19 protein-coding genes are annotated in these 14,141 nt (G+C 33.8%); 11 read left to right on the top strand and 8 right to left on the bottom strand.

The features are described from left to right. The first annotated feature begins 7 nt into the window (after positions 1-7). Positions 8-904 carry a ribokinase gene (gene rbsK, locus MHH85_RS18150; protein WP_340707971.1) on the top strand — a complete coding sequence of 299 codons (897 nt, stop codon included), beginning with the start codon at positions 8-10 and terminating at the stop codon, positions 902-904. 85 nt (positions 905-989) lie between these two features. On the opposite strand, the gene MHH85_RS18145 is transcribed toward rbsK, so the two are convergent. From MHH85_RS18145 to MHH85_RS18135, 3 genes are all read right to left on the bottom strand, one after another. After that, positions 990-1,238 (bottom strand): hypothetical protein, encoded by a 249-nt coding sequence (locus MHH85_RS18145; protein WP_340707970.1) that lies wholly within the window; start codon positions 1,236-1,238, stop codon positions 990-992. 48 nt (positions 1,239-1,286) lie between these two features. Then, positions 1,287-2,573 carry an Nramp family divalent metal transporter gene (locus MHH85_RS18140; RefSeq protein ID WP_445684130.1) on the bottom strand — a complete coding sequence of 429 codons (1,287 nt, stop codon included), beginning with the start codon at positions 2,571-2,573 and terminating at the stop codon, positions 1,287-1,289. Positions 2,574-2,745: 172 nt separating this feature from the next. Continuing rightward, positions 2,746-3,456, bottom strand: a complete 711-nt coding sequence (locus MHH85_RS18135) for a Fe-S oxidoreductase (protein ID WP_193738194.1) — start codon at positions 3,454-3,456, stop codon at positions 2,746-2,748. Positions 3,457-4,311: 855 nt separating this feature from the next. Between MHH85_RS18135 and MHH85_RS18130 the strand changes: the two genes are divergently transcribed. The 7 genes from MHH85_RS18130 (at position 4,312) to MHH85_RS18100 (ending at position 9,009) form a co-directional block, all read left to right on the top strand. Then, a complete protein-coding gene (locus tag MHH85_RS18130; protein WP_340707968.1) occupies positions 4,312-4,698 on the top strand; it encodes a hypothetical protein in 387 nt (128 codons plus the stop codon). 158 nt (positions 4,699-4,856) lie between these two features. Beyond that, entirely contained in the window at positions 4,857-5,444 is a 588-nt protein-coding gene (locus MHH85_RS18125; protein WP_340707967.1) for a histidine phosphatase family protein, read from the top strand. Positions 5,445-5,709: 265 nt separating this feature from the next. Further along, on the top strand, positions 5,710-6,246 hold the full coding sequence (locus MHH85_RS18120) for a DUF3267 domain-containing protein (RefSeq protein ID WP_340707966.1): 537 nt from the start codon (positions 5,710-5,712) through the stop codon (positions 6,244-6,246). 308 nt (positions 6,247-6,554) lie between these two features. Continuing rightward, the gene (locus tag MHH85_RS18115; RefSeq protein WP_340707965.1) at positions 6,555-7,061 is read left to right on the top strand and encodes an NUDIX hydrolase; all 507 of its coding nucleotides are present in this window, start codon (positions 6,555-6,557) and stop codon (positions 7,059-7,061) included. A 505-nt stretch (positions 7,062-7,566) separates the two neighbouring features. Then, positions 7,567-7,767 (top strand): cold-shock protein, encoded by a 201-nt coding sequence (locus tag MHH85_RS18110; RefSeq protein ID WP_193738200.1) that lies wholly within the window; start codon positions 7,567-7,569, stop codon positions 7,765-7,767. Positions 7,768-8,030: 263 nt separating this feature from the next. Then, positions 8,031-8,252, top strand: a complete 222-nt coding sequence (locus MHH85_RS18105; protein ID WP_340707964.1) for a hypothetical protein — start codon at positions 8,031-8,033, stop codon at positions 8,250-8,252. Positions 8,253-8,544: 292 nt separating this feature from the next. Continuing rightward, entirely contained in the window at positions 8,545-9,009 is a 465-nt protein-coding gene (locus tag MHH85_RS18100; protein WP_340707963.1) for a GNAT family N-acetyltransferase, read from the top strand. A gap of 174 nt (positions 9,010-9,183) precedes the next feature. On the opposite strand, the gene MHH85_RS18095 is transcribed toward MHH85_RS18100, so the two are convergent. Next, on the bottom strand, positions 9,184-9,357 hold the full coding sequence (locus MHH85_RS18095) for a hypothetical protein (RefSeq protein ID WP_193738203.1): 174 nt from the start codon (positions 9,355-9,357) through the stop codon (positions 9,184-9,186). Positions 9,358-9,770: 413 nt separating this feature from the next. Here MHH85_RS18095 and MHH85_RS18090 point away from each other — a divergent pair, with 413 nt between their 5' ends. Both MHH85_RS18090 and MHH85_RS18085 read left to right on the top strand, forming a co-directional pair. Next, a complete protein-coding gene (locus MHH85_RS18090; RefSeq protein WP_340707962.1) occupies positions 9,771-10,274 on the top strand; it encodes a DinB family protein in 504 nt (167 codons plus the stop codon). Positions 10,275-10,394: 120 nt separating this feature from the next. Next, positions 10,395-11,030 (top strand): GNAT family N-acetyltransferase, encoded by a 636-nt coding sequence (locus tag MHH85_RS18085; RefSeq protein ID WP_445684116.1) that lies wholly within the window; start codon positions 10,395-10,397, stop codon positions 11,028-11,030. Between the two features lie 356 nt (positions 11,031-11,386). Here MHH85_RS18085 and MHH85_RS18080 read toward each other — a convergent pair whose 3' ends face one another. Further along, on the bottom strand, positions 11,387-11,764 hold the full coding sequence (locus MHH85_RS18080) for a zinc-binding dehydrogenase (RefSeq protein WP_340707961.1): 378 nt from the start codon (positions 11,762-11,764) through the stop codon (positions 11,387-11,389). Continuing rightward, on the bottom strand, positions 11,765-12,049 hold the full coding sequence (locus MHH85_RS18075) for a hypothetical protein (protein WP_340707960.1): 285 nt from the start codon (positions 12,047-12,049) through the stop codon (positions 11,765-11,767). Positions 12,050-12,101: 52 nt separating this feature from the next. Here MHH85_RS18075 and MHH85_RS18070 point away from each other — a divergent pair, with 52 nt between their 5' ends. Then, positions 12,102-12,281 carry a tyrosine-type recombinase/integrase gene (locus tag MHH85_RS18070; protein WP_445684129.1) on the top strand — a complete coding sequence of 60 codons (180 nt, stop codon included), beginning with the start codon at positions 12,102-12,104 and terminating at the stop codon, positions 12,279-12,281. A 139-nt stretch (positions 12,282-12,420) separates the two neighbouring features. Here the strand turns inward: MHH85_RS18070 and MHH85_RS18065 are convergent, their stop codons facing one another. Together MHH85_RS18065 and MHH85_RS18060 are read right to left on the bottom strand one after the other, a co-directional pair. After that, positions 12,421-13,461 (bottom strand): sensor histidine kinase, encoded by a 1,041-nt coding sequence (locus MHH85_RS18065; protein WP_340707958.1) that lies wholly within the window; start codon positions 13,459-13,461, stop codon positions 12,421-12,423. Beyond that, positions 13,458-14,135, bottom strand: coding sequence for a response regulator transcription factor (locus tag MHH85_RS18060; RefSeq protein ID WP_340707957.1), 678 nt, complete (start codon positions 14,133-14,135; stop codon positions 13,458-13,460). The genes MHH85_RS18065 and MHH85_RS18060 overlap by 4 nt, the downstream gene beginning before the upstream one ends. Between the last annotated feature and the right edge of the window lie 6 nt (positions 14,136-14,141).

Raw genomic sequence — 14,141 nt, 5'->3', positions numbered from 1 at the left:
AAGTTAAATGGAAACTAAAAATATTATAGTAGCAGGTAGTATTAATATTGACCTTGTATATGAAGTACCTCATATAGTTAAAGAAGGTGAAACTATACACAGTACGAAACATGATCTGTATTTTGGAGGAAAAGGAGCTAACCAGGCAGTCACTGCAGGACAGCTAGGTGCAGACGTTCAATTTATCGGGAGCGTTGGAGCCGATGACCATGGCATTCGTGCGAAAGAGAATATGGAGAGAAAAGGCGTTAAAACTGAAGCAATTTCTTCTAAAGGCGTAACTGGCCAAGCAATTATTCAGCTTTCTGATGTTGGCGAAAATTCAATTGTTCTATTCCCAGGAGCCAATTTTCTTGTAACACCTGAGCAAATCCAAGAATCGGAAGCTGCTTTTGAAACAAGTGATATATTGTTATTACAGTTGGAGATACCTATTGAAGCAGTAGAAAAGGCTGCAGAACTTGCATATGCAAATGGAGTGAAAATCATTTTAAATCCAGCACCTGCACGTGGTATTCCAGATTCACTGTTACAGAAAGTATCAATATTAACACCTAATGAAACAGAACTTGAATTGTTAACAGGAATTTCAGCAGATTCAGAAGATAACTTGCAAAAGGCATGTTCGATTATGCTTGCAAAAGGTGTGCAAGCAGTAGTCGTAACGCTAGGGAGTAAGGGGGCATTTTATATGACTTCCGAAGAAAGTGGATTCGTAACAGCTGAAATGGCAAAAGCAGTTGATACAACAGGAGCAGGGGATTCTTTTAATGGAGCATTGGCCGTAGCATTATGCCATGGCGATTTACTTACAGACGCTATTACATACGCTTCAAAAGTAGCGGCATTTGTTGTAACTGAAATGGGTGCTCAACCAGATATCCCAAGCACTTTATGTAGATAATTAATTTTGAAAATAAAAGCCTTACCTAAAGTATAGATAAATACTTTAAGTAAGGCTTTTTAATACTTTAATAAAATATTCGATCTTACATTTCTAAATCCTCTTTCGAGCGTGCGTATCTCCGTTTAGTAGAAGAGGTTGATTTTGTTCCATGATGATTGTCTTCATCCTTCACTTTATCATTCAATTCTTCAACAGGAATGGCGTCAACTGTTTGCATATCTTCATGCAAATCAAACAAGCTAATGGAATCTGTATCGACAACATCAGGATTATCTAGATAGGGCAAATCAGCGAAAATCTTTTTATCAGCTGGAATTTCAGGTCTCTCCATTTAATCACACTCCCTTGTATATAGAAGTGTGCTCGAACTGGTTGATGATTATGCACCGAATGCCATTTGATAAAGTAAATATAAATTTAAGAAAATTACGATTGCAGCAACTATCCAGCCAACAATTGTAGTGATTTTATGATTTACGAGCTCGCCCATGATTCTTTTATTACTTGTAAAGATGATAAGGGGAACAAGCGCAAATGCGATCCCAAATGATAAAATGACTTGGCTTAATACCAATGCATAAGTTGCGTTAACACCAAATGCAATAATAGCAAGTGGAGGTAACATCGTAATAGCTCGTCGTAGGTAAATTGGGATTTTTCTTCGAATAAACCCTTGCATTACGATATCACCAGCCATCGTACCTACTGAAGAACTCGCTAGACCAGCAATCAACAATCCGAGACCAAAAGAAATACCAGCCATCGGTCCGATATATTGTGTTAAACCTTCAAATGCAACGTCTAAATCTTCAACAGCAATACCTTTGGTAAAGAACACTGCAGCTGCAACAATTAACATACTCATATTAATTGCTCCTGCAATTACCATAGCAATGACGATATCGATTAATTCAAAATGGAAAATTTTTCGTTTTTCTTCATTGGTACGGCCAATAACACGACTTTGTGTTAGTGAAGAATGTAAATAAATTGCGTGAGGCATAACAGTTGCTCCTAAAATACCTGTTGCAAGTAAGATGGAATCTATACCCTCAAATTGTGGTGTGAAAATACCTGAAATGACACCACCGACATCTGGTTTTGCCATAAATGTTTGAAAGGCAAACGCTGCAACAACGATTAAAACCATTCCAGAAATGCCTGCTTCAAATGCACGATATCCACGTCGTTGTAATTCCAAAATAGCAAATGAACCGGCTGCTGTAATAAGTGCTGCAGGTAACATTGGAATACCGAATATTAAGTACAGCCCTAGAGCAGCGCCTATAAATTCAGCTAAATCGGTTGCCATAATGACTAGTTCAGCTTGTATCCATAAAAATATTGATGTTTTTCTAGAAAAGTTTTCACGAGCAACTTCCGGTAAATTTTTTCCTGTAGCAATCCCTAACTTCGCAGAAAGAGATTGGATGAGAACAGCCATTAAGTTAGAAACTGCGATTACCCATAATAGTAAATAGCCATATTCAGAGCCGGCAGTAATATTCGTTGCAAAATTTCCTGGATCTATATAAGCGACTGCAGCGATAAAGGCTGGACCTAAAAATGGTAAAATGCGTCTGAAACCCTTCACATCTCCTTTTAATACATCCTCAGCGGTAGGGCCTCGGAAACGTTTATAGACAGTCTTATCTCTAGCTTGCATCATAGTTTCCCTCGCTCTCAAAATTGTTGTATAAACAATAAAGTTTCCTGCGGGAAACTTTAGGTGTTTACATTATAATCCTCAATTTGGAAATTGTAAAGAAAAATTTATGATTATTCTAATCAAAATACCATTTAATTTGCGGGGTTCTTATAGATAGGAAAGAAATTCCTTATTTTAATGGGCAGAAGCCACATTGTAACCATCCTGGTACGTCTTTTGAGAAACAACATGTTTTACGAACAGGTCTATTGACTAATTTGGATGGATGTTGTCCACCAGTATATTTTGCAAACTGAGATCGCTTTAAGAACTTAGACCATACTTTATCATCCTCTAAAATGTCTAAATCAATACGTGCCTGATCTTCAGTTCCAGGATTAGAAAGGAGGGTATGAAAATGCCAAAGCATATACCCGAAAATGTTTTCCCACAGCATTAATGGAGAAACAGATGTTATTTTGCGTAACTGTTGGATGATTTCATGACATTGTGTGAGTAAAATATGTGCAATTACTTCTTCACGTTCTGAATCATCAACAACACGCCAATCATCTTCTTTTATATATGTGCAAAGTGCTGTTCTACCAAATTCTTGATGTGCTCCGAAATGGATTGAGGAAACATCGCTATCCCAAACTTCGTCATATGTACTAAGCATGTAAAACTGCATAGCAATGAACATTCCATAACGTTTTGTGAAATATGAAATTGCAGTTGTTTCCGACGTTACACCACTTATGGCATACAAAACGTTCATAAAATCAGGAAGAAATGAATCATCATGCAATTGATCTAGTCGGAAGAGTATCGTTGACGGCTCGTCCGTATATACACTGTATGCGTTTAGTTGTTGTCTTTGATCTTTAGATAAAGTCCCCATTTAATCACCTCTTACAAACTACTATACAATAAAATTTTAAAGACTTATTGGATAAATATTTATACTTTTATAGAAAAGAGAAAGTAACAATTTCCAAAGTATAAAATATAAGTGAATTTTCTATAAAATGCTTGACTATTTATATGATAATGATTATCATTATCATATAAAGAAAAACCTCCTTTACAACATAGCAAGTAGAGAAGGATTTTTATTAGCTACTTTTCTCCAAAGAATAGCTAAACACAACAATGTGTTCTTAAACCCCCCTCAAAAGTTTAAGAATATATCGATAAAACTGGAACGGTAAGCCTGTAAAGGCTTGCCGTTTTTTGTTGTTCTTAACACTTTCATTTAGTTAAAAGAATCGAGCTCATTGAATTTCTTTAATTATCCATTTTTTGTACATACAAAATAATTAACTATATATTTAATATTTGGTTTAATATGTTTTTTATATAAAGAATAAATTATTATTAGAGAATATTTATTACTATATTTAGGGAGGTAAATGTCTAAAGTTCAAGAGGTTCTCTTAGAAAATAACTGTAAAAGATACATGTTAGTAGATGGTGGAGGATTCCCAGTAATGCCAATTATGAAATATTAAAAGAATTTAGATAAGACAAGAAAATACTCCAAAGACATACTGTTATTTCTTAAAACATTTTTTACTTACTTAGATGAAACAAACAATGCTTATAAATATATTAAGTTAGAAGATTTAGTGGAGTTTATGGGATGGTTAAGAAGTCCTTATGGGAGTTTAAAATTCGCTTCCCTTCAACAAGTGAAAGACAAGCGAATAGAAAAAACCTAATATGATGGAAAAGTTATTTAAAATAGGAGGTTTTAATGGGTTACTCAGAGATTGTAGTAATGCTTTTAGTTTATAGTGGACTCATTGTATTTTTTTTAGTCCCTTTTCAAAGTGGATTGAGTTTAATGAATCAGGAACAAAGGCAAATCAATTTCATAACAGTTTTTAAAGATAGTTTAATTAAAATAGTTTTTCATAAGAAATCTATATTTGCTCTTATTTTACTAATATTTATGTTATTTGGTATATGGTTTGGATACAAAGGCGCAGAAGATCATTTTAATGCTCACAGTGGTTATCCCCCAATAAGTACAGATTTAAAAGCTATCTGCTCTATGTGGGGTGTACTTGTGTATACAGTTGTTCTTTATTTACTTATAGCATTTGTGAGAACGTTCAAAATAGCAAAAAACACAAGTTAGATCATATATGAAAATATAGCACTTCTTCAACTAACGGGGCAGTTAGTTGAAGAAGGAATTGGTAACAAATAGTGGAAGTTAATTAGTGTAATTAACTAAAAGTGATCGATTGTAAATAAGAAGAAAAATAAGAGAAACACATTGGGGGAAAATATATTATGAGTACGTTTGTTTATATGGTGAGACACGGTGAGTCGCCAAAAGAAGGAAATGAAAGAACAAGAGGATTAACCGAAAAAGGTTATTTAGATGCTCAACGAGTAACTGACATAATGAAAGATGAAGAAGTTGATGCAGTTGTTTCAAGTCCATACGTACGCTCAATATTAACTGTTGAAAAGTTAGCTCAACAAATAGGGCAAAAAGTTTTAGTGTTTGAAGATTTAAAAGAGAGGATATTTTCTTCTGAAGACAATCGAGTATCTGATAAGGAATTGGTTCCACTTTTGGAGAAGTCATTTTTCGAATCAAATTTCTCTTTAGATGGAGGAGAATCAAATGCTGATTGTCAAAAAAGAGCTATAAAAGTCTTAAAAGAACTATTAGATACTTTTAGAGATAAAAAAGTAGTGATAGGTACTCACGGGGCAGTTATGACCTTAATGTTAGGATATTTCGATAGCACTTATGAGTTGGATTTTTTACATAGTACATCAAAACCAGATATTTATAGAGTGGAATTCAATGAACAGGAATTGGTGAATATTCAAAGACTATGGGGTGCAAATATTGATGTTAACCAATAAAAACTATTTTTTGTTATTGAACTAACGGGGCAAGTTAGTCCAATAAGCAGTAATGAACTTTTGTTGTAAAGATCGGATTGAAGGGTGAAGTTCTATATAAGTGATAATGAGAAGTATAGTAAGGGACAATTACTAGCATAGTTGGAGCTAAGGATTTTTAGAGAAGGGATTTTTTTACAATAGAAACGAATTATTTCTATATAGGGGGAATTGTAGGGGTGAAATTTAAAAGGTTGGAATCAGCAAAAAGAGGGAGTGGACGCTTATGATACTATGGTTTCGACATTTACCGCAAATAAGTATGGATTTGGTAGAATGGACCCCTTTCATAAAGAATGATTGGTTTCGAAAGAACTTTATGAAGTTTGTTTATTTGCTCCAGATTATCATTTTTCTGATGTCCCTATTCTTTGATGCATGGTCCGTTCCTATCGATACATTTGCTCTCATCTTAATAGGTATCTTTGTCTTCATCATTCATGAATCCCTTCACATTGTTGTGATAAACAAAAAAGGTGATATTAGCTTAACATTTCGCGGAATATTTTTTTGGCTACATACAAATGCAGTCTTATCCAAAACAAGATTTTGGATCTTTATGAGCTTGCCCCTCATTGGATTATCCGTAGTGCCTGCCATTGTCTCATTCTATGTATCAGGGAATATTAAATCAATTTTATTATTTGTAAGTTGGATAAACCTATGGATTTCTTCCTCTGATATCATAAATTCATTTTTAATTGTCATTAAACCAAAGAACTCAGTATTTTGCAGAGGTTATTACCGTGTGGAAAAGAATTAATAGCATTTCTACGAGAAAGGTGTACCGTATCAGAGATTATGTTATTAAATTACATATACTCCTCTAGCGGCTTTGGCAGATAATCATATCATTGATAGGATTATGGGAGAAGATAAATGGCGCAAAAACGAAAATATTTAATTTTTTATTTTTAACTTACGAGTGCATTAGTTAAAGAACAAAGAGTTGCTTAGGCAAGCCTTTTATCTTGTTCAACTAACGCAGCAGGTTAGTTGAAAAAAAGAGGGTAATTTAAACACCTTATAGAACTTTTATTGAGACTATTTTTATTAAGGTGGTAACTAAATATGGGGATGTCTAACTTCTATCAGGAACTTAGAGAAAAAGTTGGTAGTGAATTAATTTTTATGCCTTGTGTAGCAGGAATTATTCGAAATAAACAAGGAGAAATTTTGTTGCAGAATAAAGGTAATGGTGAGAAATGGAGTCTCCCAGCAGGAGCAATAGAAATTGGTGAAGCACCCGCACAAGCTGTTGTACGTGAGGTGTGGGAAGAGACAGGATTATATGTGGTTCCAAAGAGATTAATGGCGATATTTGGTGGGGAAAAGTTCCGTTACGAATATCCGAACGGGCATAAAGTGGAGTATAACATTTTTATGTTTGAGTGTGATATTCAAGGTGGAGAACTGTATCCAATAGATACTGAAACTAATAAGCTTCAGTACTTTAATCCAGATAATATGCCAGAACTAGCTTTACCTTATCCGAAACATATATTTACACAAACAGATAGTAACGAATTATATTTTCAATGGAATAAAACTTGGTTAAATGAGCTTTCTAATAATTAGCTTTTCTTGTTAAGTTAACGGGAGAGCTTTAGTAGAAGATCTGAGCTGTTCAGACAGCTTTTTTATTGTTCAACTAAAAAGGCAGGTTAGTGACAGACTGAATTGTCCCTACTCTGTAAATGGAAAAGTATAGTAACCACGGTTCAGCCCTGTGATTACAGTAACTTATTTAATCTATTTATTTTCTTCCCTATTCTTTTTGTTTCTTTGTGCAGGAGGATTAAAGATCAAAGTCTCCTTGACGTAATTGCATGATAGTTGCCAACAAATAAAAGAGGAGATTTGGGTGTTTTGAGAAGCGTGTAATGCTTTGTTGTAGATAGGAGATCGAGGTAGTACTTAATTCTGAAGTATCTTCAGAATTAATCTTATTAACTATGTGAGTACTATTAATAATTTCTCTTTTACACTAGACAAATATAATTTTTCATTTTAAAATAAATGTGCATTTTTTTTCTTATGAAAAAATATGATATTATTTAATACAATTAATGGAGGTCATTTCATGACACAAGGTACAGTAAAATGGTTTAACGCAGAAAAAGGTTTTGGATTTATCGAAGTAGAAGGCGGAAACGACGTATTCGCTCACTTCTCAGCTATCCAAGGTGACGGTTTTAAAACACTTGAAGAAGGTCAAAAAGTTGAATTCTCAATAGAAGAAGGCCAACGTGGACCACAAGCTACAAACATCGTAAAACTTTAATTTTTAATGATGTAACCAAAAAAAAGAGGCATCCTTTCATTAGGATGCCTCTTTTTTTCACTACTTATTACGAATAACCAAGAATTTGTGAAGAATCATACTATAACTAACGGGTACTTTACTTCAAGAAAGAGTGAAACATTTTTCTTATTGAACTGACGGGGCAGGTTAATGGAATAAGCAGGTATTTTAGGAGGGTTGTAGAAGTAGTTAAAATATGAGAGTCATTCAAGCAACGGACTAAATTTAAAGGAGTTGAAAGTGTGATGAAGAAATACAGTCTATTTTATATATTTAGTATTGTAATTGGGCTGTTTATACTGAATGGATTACTTATGTGGTTAAATATTCCAATGTATGACCAATTACTTGAAATGATACTAGGGGAACCGAATACTTTAAATAAAGTTATAGCAATAACAATTTCAGGCGTATTAATTTATTGGATCATTAAAGGCGTACCTAAACTAAAAAAATCTAATTAAGGGGTGAGGATTTAATAAATAGGTAGCTCCTTTTTTCTTATTGAACTAACGAGGCAGGTTAGTTCAATAAGGATAACTTTAAGGATGTCGCTAATTTAAAAATATATATCTGGTAAAATAGGTTTATTTTGGTGACAAAGACAATTGAAATAAGATAAACTTATCTGTATAAATGAACTCTGCTAATCATTTGTCTATTGCAATCTAAATAACTGCTATGTTCACTTTACTTACTTATTTTAAAGAATAAAATCTAATGAATTAGCGATATTGTTAATTAAGGGGATATAAAATGATTAAGTTTGAAAAATTTAATAATCAAGAATTTGAAAAGTATCTAGATTTTATGATTCCGAATTACGCTAAAGAAATTTCGAGTAATTACACTCTTTCTCTAGATAATGCAATAGAAGAATCTGAAATGATGATGAATGGTATATTTTCTAATGGGTTATCTACAGAGGGTCAATTTTTATACAATATCTGGGACACTGACATGGAAACAAAAATAGGAGTTCTCTGGTATAGTGTAAATACGGAAATTAATCGGGCATACCTTTATCATATTTATATTGAAGAAGCGTATAGAAAAAAAGGCTACGGAACTAGAGTTTTAGAGGAACTGCAAATTAGAATCAAAGAACTTGGTATGAATTCTCTTGCTTTAAGTGTATTTGGCAGCAACGATGCTGCACTGAATCTTTATAAAAAGTTGGGTTATACGACCTCCTCAATATCAATGCATAAGGTATTTTAATCTTGTTAAATTCTATTACAACATGTTCTTAAAAATGGGTCTGAAATCCTTAGTTGAATAAGAGATATGGAACTGCCATTTTTTTTATGTCACAGTTGAAACAAAGCGTGTAACAATGCATATATCAATAATCAAAAAAACTGTCCTAAAAAGGAACAGTTAATTTATAAAAGTTTATCTGGAACCTTTATAAAGAGCTTTTCCTTTATTGTAGACAAATCTTTCCCATTTAGCTAACAACCCGTTTCCATTCTCACTACGTTCTATTTTTAACGCGTGATTTTTATGGAAATTTTTTACCCGTTTATTATGTTCTTTTTGCCATTGGTGCAAAGGATTATGTTTCATTTTTTAACCTCTTTTTTAATTAGTTTCTTCATTATATGGTTAATATGGATAAATTAAAAGCAATCTATATCTTGTCGATTCAAAATAGAAATTGATAGTCCATTGGGACATATTGCTGAATAAATTGGATAGATAACATATAAAATCGGTAAGTGGACTTATAGTGGTAAAGATAATTTTTTTATGACTGGTAAACATTTCTTCTAAAAATGTAATAGAAGTAAAATGCTATTCAACTAACAGGGGCTTTAGCAAAAAATCGTTGAGCTGTTCAGACAGCTCTTTTTTCTTGTTCAACTAATGGGGCTGGTTAGTTGAAGAAGGAAACTTGACATATAAGAACAAGTGTTCTAAGATGTATATCCAATAACAAATGATTGTGATTTATTGAATGGATTTAGGAGGAAATATTTATGTATGTAACGATTTCAGATTTTATCAAAGAATGGAATAAGGAATCTATGCTAACTCAAAACGTTTTGGATGGTTTGACAGATGATTCATTAGAACAATTAGTTTATCCAGAAGGTCGTACTTTAGGAAGAATTGCGTGGCATTTAACAACAAGTATTCCAGAATACTTAGCTAATTTCGGGTTAAAAATCGATGTGGTAAAAAACGCAGAAGACGTCCCAACTTCAGCAAAAGAAATTGCTGAGACATTTAAAAATGTAAGCTCATATTCAGCAAAAATGATTGAAGAACAATGGACGGATGAAACTCTAAAGCAAGTGCAAATTGCATTTGGGAGAGAAGAATCAAATGCTATGATTATTATGGGACTAATCAAACACATTGTTCATCATCGTGGGCAAGTTACAGTTCTTATGCGTCAAGCAGGCATAAAACCATTTGGGGTTTATGGGCCACCAAAAGAAGATTGGATTCATTTAGGTGTGGAAAATCCACCACTATAATCACATTGTGCTAATGCCGTGCGTTAGTTAGATCGTTGAGCTGCTTAGGCGGCTCTTTTTCTTATTCAACTAAAGGGGCAGGTTAGTTTAATAAGCCAAATGGATTTATGCTTATTTCAAATGGAAAATTTATTTAAAATTGGAACCTCTATTTGTTTCAAACGTATTAAAGTAAAGCAGCAGAATAGTTTAAGAAAGAAGGAGTTTGTAATTAGAGTAAATCCAATAGAATTTCATATTCGTAATTTGAGTTATGTAATAAGGTCAGCAAAAGAGGATGATGCAAAAAGCTTGTCTGAAGTGCGATTGCAGATAGATGGCGAAACAGAAAATATGGATAGGGAAGAAGGCGAAGCGTACATAGATGAAGTAGGTTTTAATCAACTAATCAAAGAAGACACCGAAAGTCCTAATAATCTATTTTTAGTTTGCAAAGCAAACGATAAGATTGTTGGCTTTTCAAGGTGTGAAGGCAATCAGTTGAAAAGAATGTCTCATAAAGTTGAGTTTGGTGTTTGTATACTTAAGGATTTCTGGGGATATGGCATTGGTACAAACTTGTTAAAAGAAACAATTAGGTGGGCTGATACAAACAAAATTAAGAAAATTACTTTGAATGTACTTGAAACCAATCAAAAAGCCATAATGCTTTATAAAAACTATGGTTTTGAAGAAGAAGGGGTATTAAAGAAGGATAAGCTACTATCAGATGGAAAATATTATAATACCGTAATCATGGGAAGGTTTAATGAATAATTACATCTTTTATTATTTAGTCTCCTTATACAACTAACGAGGTGCTTTACTTGAAGATTATTGAGTTGCATATGCAGCTCTTTTTTTCTTTATTGAACTAACGAGGCAGTTTAGTTGAAGAGTGTTGTTTAACTTGTGTTCAACAATCGGGCCAAATTGTTGAATAAGGGGTCTAGCCAGATTTATACCGATTCTCAATGGTAAACAAAGAAATATCCCCAAAACGACGCTTTGGCTGCATTTTTTCAATTAACAAGTGGGCGTTACAACTAAAGTTAAATTAATCATTTTATATCTAAAATAAACATGCCATCCTTTGCAGGATGGCTCTATCTTTGACATCGCTTTGTTCATGATTAAGGTATAGTAATAATAATTTTCCCTAAGATACCCCGATTTTCAGCATGTCGATGAGCTTCAACAATTCGCTCCATAGGATAGATTGAATTGATGACAGGAACTATATCACCATTATCGACCAACTGTGCAAGGTGTGTAAGGTTTTTACGATTGGGAAACGCGCGAGTTCGATGCTGTCCGTGCCGTGTAGAAAGAGCAACGCTGATTAGTTTTGAAACACTAATTACAATTGTGAGCAATTTTCCATCTGGTTTAAGCTTCTTTCTAAAAGCATCCTGCTCGGTTCCTACGGTATCAAAGATGATGTCAAACAATTCGAGTTCTTCAGGTGATGTTTTGCGATAGTCGAATACTTTATCTGCACCATAGTTCATTTATTCGTTCATTGTGGCTTTTGAACCGAGTACAGTAACATGGGCTTCAAGTGCTTTTGCAATCTGTACAGCAAAAATACCGACACCACCTGCTCCGCGTATAAGGACTCGATCACCAGCTTTTAATTTCCCTTTATCTACTAAAGTAACTAGAGCGGTGGTTCCTGCACACGAAAATGCAGCAGCTTCTGTAGGAGATATTTGAGAAGGCATTAATGAAAACTTGTTTGCATCTATAACAACATATTGAGCTGCAGCATTGGTACTCGTTGTAGTATTTCCCACACCATGTCATAATCTTAGATATATTATCAAACGCATATCAAACCGAGCTTGAATAAAAAAAAGTATACATCCCCATCAACTACGCCATAGCTATGCAACGCATATGATTAATAACGGTGCGCCAATTGATGTCATTCAAAGTTTACTTGGGCATGAAAAGTGTGAGCCTACAAAGATATATGCTCAGCTAAGCGGAAAACTAAGACAGGATTATTACAGTAAATACTTTTGAAATTAAACTTTTAGTGATTTAAGACACCCATGTAAAAGTGCGTGTCTTTCTGTTATAGGGACAAATTATTAAATAAAATTCTTCTGTAAGAGATTCCTAAACGAGAGTTTGGTGACATTGCTTTTACATCCAATAGATTTCAGAAAAATTTATTAACCTTCGGAAACAGCAGTTGAATTGTAAAACCACGCTTATATTTTGACTCAACCTCAATTTCAACTTGCAAATCGTCACATAATTTTTTCACTAAAAATAATCCAATCCCTGTAGATTGCTTTTGATTGCTAATTTCTCCTGTAAATCCTTTATCAAATATAAATGGCAAATCTGATTGCAAGACACCTACTCCATTATCAGCTACTTTAACGTAATATCTGTCTTTGGCATGTTCAAAACCTGTTTCTAGCCAAATCAAACTTTCACTCTCACTATCTACATTTCGATATTTAATTGCATTTACAAGCAACTGGATCAAAATAAAATGAAGCGCTCTTTCATCAGATACAACGGGTATATCCTTTATCTCCTTATGTACACTTACATGCTGCTCTTCCAATAACGATTGTAGCTCTAGTAATACATCTTCAAAGCATTCCTCAATAGAGACCTTTTTCAAGCTATAGTCAACATGCACAGCTTGTAGCTTTGCATAAAATAATATGCGTTCTACGTGATCATGAATCGTTATGTTTGCATGATCTAGCCGTTGATAAACCAGCGGGGACATTTCGTCTTTCCTATTTTGTAATATAAAATGAAGTAACGATAGTGGTGTTTTAATTTCATGCACCCAGCTTTCGATAAAGGTTTCATATTCTTTTGACTGGTACTTTGCATCTTGTAATTCATCATATAGATGACGTAATTGATTAGCCAAATCATGTAGTGGTTCCTTATGTGTGTCACCTAAAACTTGTAGCAACTTAGCCTCATGCTCAGCGGAAGGCTCTTTTGAAAATTGATAAAACGTGTTTCTTTGCTTTCGTTGTTTTTTCCATGTAAAAAGTACACCAATCAAAATGGTTACAAAATTAAAAATGAGCATCTTCAAAACTAAAAGTTTAAAAGTCTCTGGATACGCAACCCACGCTAAAAAAATAAAAAAACCGCTATTTACACATAAGAGTAAAATCCACTGACGCGATTGCAGTAAAATATGGAGCCAATCTAATCGCCTCAAGGGGTTTCACTCCTTATTAATTGATAGCCAACGCCTCTGACCGTTTTAATATGATGTGACATACCTACTTTATGCAATGTTTTACGAAGTCTAGTCATGTTTACTTGTAGTATATTTTCGTCCACAAATTCACTACTTCCCCACAATTCATAGAAAAGCTGCTCCTTTTCCACAACTGCCGGTGCATGTTGTATTAAAAGCTTCATAATTGCGCCCTCATTTTCAGATAATGAAAGTGAATTATGACCAATATATAATTCATTCGACTTCAAATCTAATTGGAAATCTCTCCAATTTAAAAACATCGGCATTTTGGCATATAGCTGTTGTAGCTTTTGTACTCTTGCAATGAGTCGTTTCGGATGACAGGGCTTTGTTAAAAAGTCATCGGCTCCTAACTCTAATGCATGCAACTCATCTCGTATCTGATTACGAGCAGTTAAAATTAGAATCGGACCAATTCCTTTCATTTTTAAAGTATGACAAATTTGAAAACCCGATAAGTTAGGTAAATTTAAATCTAACAAGACTAATCCGGGCTTGGCAGCGATGATTTCTTCAATAGGTGTATCAAAAGAAGAGATACTCACTACAGAGTACCCCTTCTTTTCTAAAATATTTTGTAATTCTTCGCGTAGGAAAATGTCATCCTCTACAATGACAATATTCGCCATGCCATC

It is taken from the genome of Viridibacillus sp. FSL E2-0187 (assembly GCF_038006425.1).
Classification (GTDB): domain Bacteria; phylum Bacillota; class Bacilli; order Bacillales_A; family Planococcaceae; genus Viridibacillus; species Viridibacillus arvi.
The sequence above is the reverse complement of the archived record's forward strand: the minus strand, read 5'-3'. Positions and strand labels throughout refer to the sequence as shown.